We start from the raw sequence: 9,783 nt of genomic DNA, 5'->3' as shown, positions 1-9,783 counted from the left end.
GAGCAGTCCGCCCTATTTCGTGACTGCATTTCAACACAGCGTGGACAGTGTACACGTATTCAATTACTATCCAGAGCCGATAGAAATCACAGGACTCATATTGGCTTCTGAGGAAGAACAAACGCTTCCTGACCCAATAGAACTCGATGGATTTGCCAACAACCATGCGGATGCAGCCCTTTTCTCCACTTCTCAAGAACATGTTTCAGCCCTCCTTTTCCGGGTCAAGGGAACGGATGACCGGCAAGTGGGGGAACTCCTGCCTTGGCCTTCTCCAAATACCTACGCGGTGAAGCGACCTGCAGTCCATATTCCAGCATCCCATTTCGAAGTCAAGGATGAGCAGGTCGTCTTACTTCCCGGAGATCATATCATTGACACATCGGTGGTTATTCCTCCGGGCTATACGCTACTGATCGATGCCGGTCAGAACATCGACATGGTGAATGGTGCCTTCATACTCTCCTACTCACAGGTAGAACTTTCAGGTACTGAAGAAGTTCCTATCCAATTCAAGAGCAGCGATGGGACCGGACTTGGACTCACCGTACTCCAGGCCGATGGCCCTTCCCTCATTGAGCATGTGATCTACTCCGACATGGATGCTTACCGATTCGGGCCATGGAATCTGAGTGGCTCGCTCAATCTGTATGAGAGTGATGTGACGATAAACAACCTGCATATCCAGAACAATCGCTGCGAGGATGCCTTGAACATCATCCGGAGTCACTTCGAAATGAGCGACTGTTCCTTCCAAGAAATCTATGCAGACGCCTTCGACTCGGATTTCAGCACGGGGTCACTACGTACCACTATATTCCATGATATCGGGAACGATGCCATCGATTTCTCCGGATCGCAAGTTGACATCCGCTCCTGTGAGATGAGTCAGGTGGGAGATAAAGGAGTGAGTGGCGGAGAAGACAGTCAACTGACTGTCAGGGATTGTGTGATACAGGACGCTAATATCGGTATCGCTTCCAAAGACAATTCAGTGCTGATGACATCCGATTGCACCTTGGAATCATGCAACTATGGCATGGTGGTATTCCAAAAGAAACCCGAGTACGGCCCAGCCCATATCGATGCGCAAGGTCTGAGTTGGAAGCGGATCGACACTCCCTTTCTCATTGAAGAAGGCTCTTCAGTGAAACTCGAGAAGAAACTAGTGCTCGGGAAAGAGAAAAAGGTAGCCGAACGCTTCTACTGATGGGTAGATGCACCATATGTTAAATTCGCAGCTCAATTGAACGGACATGGGTAACAACTGGGAACTCTTCCAAAAATTCCTCATCACTGAGAACTCCAAGATCGAAGTCAGCGATCTGCTGTGGAACACGCTCATCGTGGTCATTCTCTCCATCATTCTGGAGTTCACCTATGCGCGTTGTGCCAAGAGTCTATCCAATCGTAAGCTCTTTGCCAATAATTTCTTGCTGATCACCTTCACAACCATGGTCATCATCACCATCGTGAAGTCTTCTCTCGCCCTCTCATTGGGATTGGTAGGTGCGCTCTCCATCGTACGATTCCGAGCTGCCATCAAAGAGCCCGAAGAATTGGCCTATCTCTTCTTTACCATTGCGGTAGGTCTAGGTCTAGGTGCCAATCAACGGATAGTCACCCTAGTCGCCTTCGGTCTACTTATGGTCATCATCTGGGGTCGCCACTTCATCAAGCCTCGCAAGCAACATCGCAATCTCTTTCTCACTTTACGTTCCGATTCGAAGAGCCTCGAACTCGAATCCATCGGCAGTTTGATCAAGGAGCACTTTCCGAGCCATGCGCTCAAGCGATTGGATGATGATAACCGATCCACAGAGGCTTCTTACCATGTAGACGTCAAAAAGCCGGAGCAGATCCTAGGATTCAAGAACTCGCTGCATCAGACTCATCCTGAGGTCAAGGTCGGATTCATCGACATCGAAAACTGAGTCCTTCCATGTCCGAGAAGGGATATACTACCTTGAAAAGAGACCGTTATGAACGCAAGTTCATGGTAACGGCACTCCACTACGAGGGTATTGTGCAAACGGTCAAGAATCATCCAGCCTATTTCAATCCGATCTATCAGGAGCGCTACATCAACAACATCTATCTCGATACTCCTACCCTCTCCTACTATTTCCACAATCAAGTGGGAACCTCCCAGCGGCAGAAGGTCAGGATCAGATGGTACGGAGAACTCCAAGGATACATCGAGCGACCCATCCTAGAACTCAAGCGAAAGAATGGAATGACCGGGACCAAGCGCTCTTATCCATTGCCTGGTTTCTCTATGGATGCCGACTTGAGCCACCGCTCTTTGCACGAGATCATTCAAAAGGCCGACCTTCCAGAAGATGTGAGGGAGATATTACATGGACTCAAGGCAACACTTGTCAATCGCTATCGCAGAAGGTATTTCTTGGATTTCAGCGGTGGCTACCGTGTGACCTTGGACAGAGAGATGTCCTATCATCCGGTGCTCGAAGACCGCATCAGACCCTCCTCCATGACCTTGGAGAATGGCACCGTGGTAGAATTGAAGTATGATGCCTCGCTGGATGATGAAGCCCAAGGCATCTCCACTTCTTTCCCCTTCAGAATGACCAAGAACTCCAAGTATGTGAAGGGAATAGAGATGTTCTATCCCATACCACTCTGATACTTCCCATCCACCGGTCATTGTTCACAAGCCTCTTCCCATTCGAAAAAGCAGGCACGATAGTGGCTCTAGCTTTGGACAAATGCTATTGTGATGATGAGGAACTTGACCGTACTTGCTTTGATCCTATGGACCTGCTCTGCACTTGGGCAGTTCAAACTGCCTTCTTTCGAGAACAGCGAAGTATACAATTTCGTTCCTGACCCTTCCTTCGAGATGACGGAAGATCTTCCATGTGGTTGGAATCAGGGAATCGGCAAATTCGATGTGTGGATGACCCATTGGAACAGTCCTACTCAGACCACTCCAGACCTTTTCAGTCTGCAGGTTTCCAGCACATGCTGGGCCCACCCTTCCAAACACAGCAATAACCGCCAGCGGCCAAAGGATGGGGATAACATGATAGGCATCAAATGCTATGGGACAGGAGGAACGGATACCTATTGGCACGAGTATGTACAGGTGGAGTTGAAGGAAGAGCTCAAAGCCGACAGTCTCTATTATTTAGAGTTCTACGCCAATGCTAGCCAGCGAGCATCACGGATATGCAACAATATAGGAGCACTGGTCCAAGCGGATGCAATAAGCACTCGGGATAGAAAGCCTCTCTATATCACCCCCACCATCAATTCTGAGAAAGCCATCAAGCAGAGCATTCTCGGATGGAAGAAGATCAGCGGGGTCTTCAAGGCCCAAGGAGGAGAAAGGCACTTGATCATCGGAAATTTCTATAGGGATGATGTCACCACGAGTCAACGTCTGGAGACCGGGACGGATGGCGCATACTACTACATCGATGAAGTGATGCTCCGCAGAGCAGAGCCAGGAGAGCGACTGAGCCGAAGACCGCTGGAAAGCAAGCCAGATGAGGACCTGATAGTAGTCAAAGAAAGAGCAAGCACAGAAGTAGTGGCCATCCAACAGGTACACTATGAAGTAGGCACCACTATCGAACTGAATAATATCCAATTCGAATTCGACAAGGCCGAACTCCTACCCTCTTCACAGAAGGAATTGAATGCTCTGGCCAATGTCCTGAAAGACCATCCTTTCATGGAGATCAAGATCACCGGACATACCGATGATCAGGGAGATGAAGCCTATAACCAGAAGCTTTCCGAAGCCCGGGCTCAAGCCGTTACAGCTTATCTCATCCACAAGGATGTAGAGAAGGAACGACTGCATTTCCAGGGATTGGGCAGCATCATGCCCATTGCGAGCAATTCGACCGAAGAAGGCCGAGAGAAGAACCGCAGGGTGGAATTCGAGGTGATCGCCAACTGATTCCTCTCCGGACTGATTTCTGCATATTAGAGGAATCAGAAAACTCTTGGATGACATAGCGCAATGCACCCTCTGTGCAGAACATCTACCACTTGGACCAAGACCTGTAGTGACTGCCCACCCGGCATCCAAGGTGGTCATCATCGGTCAGGCACCGGGAATCAAAGTCCATGAGAGCGGAGTACCGTGGGATGATGCCAGTGGAAAGAGGTTACGGGAATGGCTCGGAGTCTCAGAGGAGAAATTCTATGACCCTCGGTTATTCGCACTCGTACCTATGGGCTTCTGCTACCCAGGAAAAGGAAAAAGTGGAGACCTGCCTCCCCGACAAGAGTGTGCTCCTACTTGGCACCGATCGCTTATGGAAGCGATGCCTGCCCTGCGATGGACGATACTCATAGGGGCCTATGCTCAAAAATTCTACTTGAGTGATAACCCCTTCAAGACTCTCACAGATACCGTGCGCTACGGCCTCGACCGATTCGACCGCACCATCTGCTTGCCACATCCTTCCCCGAGAAACAACATCTGGTTGAAGAAAAATGAGTGGTTCGAGCGGGAGCTCATTCCTGAACTACAGCTACGGATCCAAGGAATAACAGGAAGTATATCACAGAAAGAGGAGGACTTCTGAATCAGAGTCCGAAGGCCTTTTTCACCTTGCTGACGTGATCGAGTTTCTCCCAAGTGAAGAGTTCCACTTCCTTGGTCACCTTCTTTCCTTCCGGAGAGACGAAGGTCTTCTTGACTTTCTTGCTCTCACGTCCCATATGACCATAAGCGGCCGTCTCACTGTAGATCGGATTGCGAAGTTTCAATCGCTTCTCGATGAAATAAGGTCTCATATCGAATATCTTCTCCACTTTCCGAGCGATCTCCCCATCGTTCATATCGACTTTGGCCGTACCGTAGGTATCTACATTGATGCTTGTGGGCTTTGCTACCCCGATTGCGTAAGACACCTGAACGAGCACCTCATCACATAGGCCGGCAGCTACTAGATTCTTGGCAATATGTCGCGTAGCATATGCAGCCGATCGATCCACCTTGCTGGGATCCTTGCCTGAGAATGCTCCTCCACCATGGGCCCCTTTACCGCCATAGGTATCTACGATGATCTTTCTTCCGGTGAGACCGGTATCCCCGTGGGGTCCTCCGATGACGAAAATGCCCGTAGGGTTGATATGATACTGGATCTTGCTGTTGAAGAGCTTCTTGTACTTGGGGTATTTCTTCTTGATACGAGGTATCAGGATGTTGACGAGGTCCTTCTTGATCTTGGCCAACATCTTCTTTTCTGTATCGAAATCATCGTGCTGCGTAGAAATGACGATGGCATCGATCCTGACCGGGCGATTGTTGTCATCATACTCCAGTGTGACCTGCGACTTCGCATCTGGGCGGAGGTAGGGTATCTTCTTCCCTTCTCTTCTCAATTCGGCCAACTCCTCTAGGATCTTGTGAGAGATATCCAAGGCCAAAGGCATGTAGCTATCTGTCTCATTGGTCGCATAGCCGAACATCATCCCCTGATCACCGGCACCTTGCTCTTCCTTCTTCTTGCGATCCACTCCCTGATTGATATCCGGACTCTGCTCATGGATGGCGCTCAACACTCCGCAGCTGTTGGAGTCGAACATGTATTCACTCTTGGTGTATCCGATGCGCTCGATCACCTCACGAGCAATGGCCTGCACATCTAAGTAGGCCTTGGATTTCACTTCTCCAGCCAGAATTACCTGACCGGTTGTGACCAAAGTCTCGCAAGCTACTTTGCTATCCTTATCAAATGCTAGGAAATTGTCGATCAGGGCGTCCGAGATCTGGTCTGCTACCTTGTCTGGATGACCTTCAGAAACGGATTCAGAAGTGAAGAGATACATGTGCTGATTTCATATAGAATGAGCGCAAAGCTAGGAAAGTAGACCAAAGAAATCAGCCTTTCTTAGTAAGCTCTTTGAACACCTCTTCCAAGCTCCTTTGCTTCTCGGTCTGCGATAGGATGGTGAGATCATTTTCCACGGCCCATTTGAATAGCGCTTTTCTCAGGTCCTTCTCTGCTTCTCCCTCGAGTTGGAAGGTATTTCCCTGGACGTGCATGACCTCACGCACTCCTTCCACGGTCCTTAGATCCTCTGAGAGGACCTCTTCTGAGAATTCCACCTCGATGAGTTGACCTTGACGCGTGCTCGATTGCACGATCTGTTTTGCATCCTTATCGGCAACGATCCTCCCACGGTCGATGATGATCACTCGGTCACAGATGGCTTCTACCTCCTGCATGATATGCGTGCTCAGCATCACGGTCTTTTCTCGACCGAGATCCTTGATCAAGGCCCGTATGTCGACCAATTGATTCGGGTCCAGTCCTGAAGTAGGCTCATCCAGTATCAAAACATCCGGATCATGGATGATGGCCTGTGCCAATCCTACCCGTTGCCGATATCCTTTGGATAGTGCTTCGATCTTCTTATGCGCTTCAATATTCAGTCCCACCTTTTCGATGACCTGTTCTACCCTCTCCTTTTTTGCTGCTAATCCATGGAGACCGGCTACGAGTGAGAGGTATTCTCTCACGTACATGTCCAAGTAGAGCGGATTGTGTTCCGGCAGATATCCCACCTTCTTTCTCACGGCCCGATTCTCATCCACTACATGGTGGCCTCCTACCCAAGCCTCACCATAGGTGGGCATGATATAGGTGGTCAGGATCTTCATCATGGTGGATTTTCCAGCTCCATTTGGCCCCAAAAAGCCAACGATCTCTCCCGTACCGATGGAGAAGCTCACATCGTCCAAGGCATATTGCTTGCCGTATACTTTTGAAATATTCTTGACCTCGATGGACATCATCGCGAAGGTGGTAAAAATTGATACATTGAGAATGCTTAGCCGCGATGGATCATATTCGTGATCGCAAATGAGAGGTACAGTCGTCAAATCCACAGGGAGTAATTACCACGTGATCTTGGAGAACGGTGAGGAAAAGGTATGCAAGCTGCGTGGCAAGATCCGTCTTCAAGGCATGCGTACCACCAATCCAGTGGCCGTGGGCGATCGTGTGATAGTGGAGATCGATGATGACAGCCATGTGATCGCAGAGATCCTCCCACGCGAGAACCATATCATACGCAGAAGCACCAACCTCAGCAAGGAGAGCCATATCATTGCTGCCAATGTGGATCAACTGGTACTGATGGTGACCCTCTCACAACCGTCTACTTCTACCGGATTCATCGATCGGGTGCTCGTAACAGCTGAAGCCTACCACATACCCAGCATCGTCTTGTTCAACAAGGTGGATCTTCTGGATGAAGAGGGCTTGGATCGCTTGAAGGAATGGAAGGAACTCTATTCTAACATCGGATATACCTGTCTGGAAATGAACGCATTGAAAGTAGAGCAGGCGGATCTTGAGCACCTGTTCAAGGACAAGGTCACCCTCCTCACCGGACACTCGGGAGTCGGCAAATCGACTTTGACCAATCGGCTACAACCGGGTCTGGAGCTCAAGACAGGAGATATCAGTGAGGCCTATAATAAGGGAAAGCACACGACCACATTTGCTGAGATGCATCCGCTCGATATCGGTGGTTATATCGTGGATACACCGGGTATCAAAGGGTTCGGTATGGTGGCTACTGACAAAGCCGATCTCTCCCATTATTTCTTAGAAATGCGTGAAGTACTGCATGAGTGCAAGTTCAATGATTGTAGGCATATCAACGAACCCGGTTGTGCCGTGAAAGAAGCTTTGGAGAAGGGTGAGATCCACCCATCCCGGTACCGCAGCTACATCAATATGTACGAAGAGGACGAGGGTCCCTATAGAAAGGATATCTACGCATGAGGATCGTCATTCAGCGAGTTAAACGCGCTTCGGTCATATCCGATGGAGAATTGACAGGCAGTATAGACCATGGCCTACTGCTTCTCATCGGCATAGAAGAAGCTGATTCTCAAGAAGATGTGGATTGGCTTGCCAACAAGGTGGTCCAAATGCGCATATTCAGCGATGAAGAGGGTTTGATGAACAAGAGCCTACTCGATATCGAAGGGGACCTGCTGGCCATCAGTCAATTCACCTTGCATGCGAAGACCAAAAAAGGAAATCGCCCCTCATTCATCAAAGCCGCTCGACCCGATCAAGCAATCCCATTATATGATTCTTTCATGGAAGCTTGCGAGAAATTGATAGGACGTAAGGTAGAGCGCGGAATATTCGGTGCAGATATGCAGGTAGAGTTGATAAACGATGGTCCGGTGACCATTATGATAGACTCCAAACAAAGAGATTGATGGCATCGGTATTCGCCCATATCATCAGCGGATATGCCTTAGGAGATACGGTGGGCTCAGAAGACCGTAAACTCCTTTGGATCGGTGCAGCACTGGCCTGTCTGCCGGATATCGATGTGATAGGCTGGTTCAACGGAATAGGATATGAGAGTGTCTATGGACATCGCGGATTCACGCACAGCATCTTCTTTGCAGTAGTGCTGGGCGGCCTGGTAAGCCTATTCTTCAAGCAGAACAGGCTCAAAGCCTGGCTTATCTGCAGCCTATGCCTGGTATCGCATGGCCTATTGGATGCCATGACCACCGGAGGGCGGGGAATCGCGTTTTGGTGGCCTTTTGATGATAGCCGCCATTTCCTGCCATGGAGGGTCATCAAGGTCTCTCCCATAGGCATTTCGAGTTTTTTCAGTGAATGGGGCTGGAAGGTCTTGAAGAGTGAAGCCGTCTATGTCGGCATACCGAGTCTGCTGATGCTCGCATTCAACTGGATGAGAAGAAGAAAGGATCCGTATGAACATGAAATAAGCCCTTGAAAATGGAATGGAAGAAATTACAGACCGAAGTCGATGAGTGGATCCAAGAGGTCGGCATACGCTACTTCGATGAACTGACCAATATGGCCATCCTGACCGAAGAGGTAGGAGAAGTAGCGCGTATCATGGCCCGCAGATATGGTGAGCAATCCGAGAAGGAAAGCGATCAGGGAAAAGACCTGGGCGAAGAACTGGCCGATGTGCTCTTCGTGACCCTGTGCCTGGCCAATCAGACAGGAGTCGACCTGCAAGCCAGCTGGGAAGCCAAGATGAAGCTAAAGAGCAAGCGGGATAGGGAAAGACACCGTTCTAACAAGAAACTGCGAGAATGATAGACGTGCGTTACATGAACATTCAACTAAGGGAAGAACAACATCTGTAAGAATATCAAGGCGTATTGATAGATCGATAATTGATACTTATCTTATCCTCAACTCCAACAATTGAATAACACCATGGAAAACAAGACCTTCATCGACAAAGTCGTCAACTCGCTGAGAAATGCTGCCGTTGAGTTGGAAGAGCTGCAAGTCCAAGCTGCACTAGGCAAGGCAGAAGCCAAAGACAAATGGGAAGAGACCAAACACGGATTCACCCATTATCTCCATGAGACCAAGTCCAAGGTACAAGGAGAAGGTGGAGAACGATGGCAGGAAGTACAAGCCGCCATGGACCGTCTCAAAGTACAGCTGGCCCTAGGCAAAGCGGAGACCTCAGATGCTTATCACGAGCAGAAAAAGAAGATCTCAAATGCCATTCACGACCTACAGCTGAAGATCAAGAAGGATGAGAAGTTAGGTAAGGCCTATTCCCTGCTGAATGTAGAGGCCGAGAAGTTCAAATTGAAAATGGAATCACTTGAAGGGAAATTCGATGAATCCAAAGTCAAAGCAGAGGAGAGCTTCGAAGAGAAGAAAAAGGATTTCAATCGCTTCGTGGAAACGGTAGAGAACAAACTCAGCACGGATAGTGAAGGGCGCTGGAGTAATTTCCAGGATGAAATGTCAGAAGCCTTTTCTC

The 9,783-nt window shown here is 49.2% G+C and carries 12 protein-coding genes; 10 read left to right on the top strand and 2 right to left on the bottom strand.

Features of this window, described 5'->3' with window-relative positions; all coding sequences use genetic code 11:
* From HKN79_05670 to HKN79_05650, 5 genes are all read left to right on the top strand, one after another.
* Nucleotides 1-1,210 (top strand): right-handed parallel beta-helix repeat-containing protein (locus tag HKN79_05670; GenBank protein NNC83046.1); only part of this gene is annotated, 1,210 nt, incomplete at its 5' end.
* 46 nt (nucleotides 1,211-1,256) lie between these two features.
* Entirely contained in the window at nucleotides 1,257-1,934 is a 678-nt protein-coding gene (locus HKN79_05665; GenBank protein NNC83045.1) for a DUF4956 domain-containing protein, read from the top strand.
* Between the two features lie 8 nt (nucleotides 1,935-1,942).
* On the top strand, nucleotides 1,943-2,647 hold the full coding sequence (locus HKN79_05660; GenBank protein ID NNC83044.1) for a polyphosphate polymerase domain-containing protein: 705 nt from the start codon (nucleotides 1,943-1,945) through the stop codon (nucleotides 2,645-2,647).
* A 93-nt stretch (nucleotides 2,648-2,740) separates the two neighbouring features.
* On the top strand, nucleotides 2,741-3,931 hold the full coding sequence (locus tag HKN79_05655) for an OmpA family protein (protein NNC83043.1): 1,191 nt from the start codon (nucleotides 2,741-2,743) through the stop codon (nucleotides 3,929-3,931).
* A gap of 34 nt (nucleotides 3,932-3,965) precedes the next feature.
* A complete protein-coding gene (locus HKN79_05650) occupies nucleotides 3,966-4,565 on the top strand; it encodes a uracil-DNA glycosylase family protein (GenBank protein ID NNC83042.1) in 600 nt (199 codons plus the stop codon).
* A gap of 1 nt (nucleotide 4,566) precedes the next feature.
* Here the strand turns inward: HKN79_05650 and HKN79_05645 are convergent, their stop codons facing one another.
* Together HKN79_05645 and gldA are read right to left on the bottom strand one after the other, a co-directional pair.
* The gene (locus tag HKN79_05645) at nucleotides 4,567-5,814 is read right to left on the bottom strand and encodes a methionine adenosyltransferase (protein NNC83041.1); all 1,248 of its coding nucleotides are present in this window, start codon (nucleotides 5,812-5,814) and stop codon (nucleotides 4,567-4,569) included.
* A gap of 52 nt (nucleotides 5,815-5,866) precedes the next feature.
* Entirely contained in the window at nucleotides 5,867-6,781 is a 915-nt protein-coding gene (gene gldA / locus HKN79_05640) for a gliding motility-associated ABC transporter ATP-binding subunit GldA (GenBank protein NNC83040.1), read from the bottom strand.
* Nucleotides 6,782-6,851: 70 nt separating this feature from the next.
* Here gldA and rsgA point away from each other — a divergent pair, with 70 nt between their 5' ends.
* The 5 genes from rsgA to HKN79_05615 form a co-directional block, all read left to right on the top strand.
* Nucleotides 6,852-7,781 carry a ribosome small subunit-dependent GTPase A gene (rsgA, locus tag HKN79_05635; GenBank protein ID NNC83039.1) on the top strand — a complete coding sequence of 310 codons (930 nt, stop codon included), beginning with the start codon at nucleotides 6,852-6,854 and terminating at the stop codon, nucleotides 7,779-7,781.
* Complete coding sequence (locus tag HKN79_05630) at nucleotides 7,778-8,230, top strand: D-tyrosyl-tRNA(Tyr) deacylase (protein ID NNC83038.1); 453 nt, start codon at nucleotides 7,778-7,780, stop codon at nucleotides 8,228-8,230. The genes rsgA and HKN79_05630 overlap by 4 nt, the downstream gene beginning before the upstream one ends.
* Nucleotides 8,230-8,763 (top strand): metal-dependent hydrolase, encoded by a 534-nt coding sequence (locus HKN79_05625; protein ID NNC83037.1) that lies wholly within the window; start codon nucleotides 8,230-8,232, stop codon nucleotides 8,761-8,763. Before HKN79_05630 ends, HKN79_05625 begins: the two co-directional genes overlap by 1 nt.
* A gap of 2 nt (nucleotides 8,764-8,765) precedes the next feature.
* Nucleotides 8,766-9,095 (top strand): nucleotide pyrophosphohydrolase, encoded by a 330-nt coding sequence (locus tag HKN79_05620; GenBank protein ID NNC83036.1) that lies wholly within the window; start codon nucleotides 8,766-8,768, stop codon nucleotides 9,093-9,095.
* 123 nt (nucleotides 9,096-9,218) lie between these two features.
* Nucleotides 9,219-9,783 (top strand): hypothetical protein (locus HKN79_05615; GenBank protein ID NNC83035.1); only part of this gene is annotated, 565 nt, incomplete at its 3' end.

It is taken from the genome of Flavobacteriales bacterium, assembly GCA_013001705.1.
In the GTDB taxonomy this organism is placed as follows: Bacteria; Bacteroidota; Bacteroidia; order Flavobacteriales_D; family JABDKJ01; genus JABDLZ01.
Note: the sequence above shows the minus strand (reverse complement) of the source record. Positions and strands in the feature narration are given on the sequence as shown.

What these genes read in the sequence shown, in the direction of transcription:
- HKN79_05665 (NNC83045.1), top strand. Translation starts at nt 1,257, where the DNA reads ATGGGTAACAACTGGGAACTCTTCCAAAAATTCCTCATCACTGAGAAC.
- HKN79_05660 (NNC83044.1), top strand. Translation starts at nt 1,943, where the DNA reads ATGTCCGAGAAGGGATATACTACCTTGAAAAGAGACCGTTATGAACGC.
- HKN79_05655 (NNC83043.1), top strand. Translation starts at nt 2,741, where the DNA reads ATGATGAGGAACTTGACCGTACTTGCTTTGATCCTATGGACCTGCTCT.
- HKN79_05645 (NNC83041.1), bottom strand. Translation starts at nt 5,814, where the DNA reads ATGTATCTCTTCACTTCTGAATCCGTTTCTGAAGGTCATCCAGACAAG.
- gldA (NNC83040.1), bottom strand. Translation starts at nt 6,781, where the DNA reads ATGTCCATCGAGGTCAAGAATATTTCAAAAGTATACGGCAAGCAATAT.
- rsgA (NNC83039.1), top strand. Translation starts at nt 6,852, where the DNA reads ATGAGAGGTACAGTCGTCAAATCCACAGGGAGTAATTACCACGTGATC.
- HKN79_05630 (NNC83038.1), top strand. Translation starts at nt 7,778, where the DNA reads ATGAGGATCGTCATTCAGCGAGTTAAACGCGCTTCGGTCATATCCGAT.
- HKN79_05625 (NNC83037.1), top strand. Translation starts at nt 8,230, where the DNA reads ATGGCATCGGTATTCGCCCATATCATCAGCGGATATGCCTTAGGAGAT.
- HKN79_05620 (NNC83036.1), top strand. Translation starts at nt 8,766, where the DNA reads ATGGAATGGAAGAAATTACAGACCGAAGTCGATGAGTGGATCCAAGAG.